Source organism: Pseudomonas sp. PME37.24/025, assembly GCF_055556615.1.
Genome location: NZ_JBVHNK010000452.1, coordinates 1 through 241, shown reverse-complemented (window position 1 = coordinate 241; position 241 = coordinate 1). Strand labels below are relative to the sequence as shown.

The 241-nt window shown below is 67.2% G+C and carries 1 protein-coding gene; it reads right to left on the bottom strand.

Features of this window, described 5'->3' with window-relative positions; genetic code table 11:
- A partial coding sequence (locus tag ACZ3HH_RS31050; RefSeq protein WP_465810555.1) for a hypothetical protein occupies positions 1-241 on the bottom strand: 241 nt, incomplete at both ends.

Below are 241 nucleotides of genomic sequence, written 5' to 3'. Positions count from 1 at the left end.
GAACTGCACGGCGACGTGCGTGACCGTCTCGCGCTGCGCGAGCGCGTAGCTGAGGGTGTCCTGCTCGTTCTTCGTTCCGCCCTTCCAGTTCGACCAGCCCTTGTCGGTCGCGATGCCGTTGATCGTGTTGCTGACCGGGTAGCCCGACTCGGTGAACGTCGCCGACGGTCGGCTGTCCGGGGCGACGTTGCGCTCCGAGGCGGCGGTGACGATGACCGTCAGCTTCGCGTCGAGACGTTCC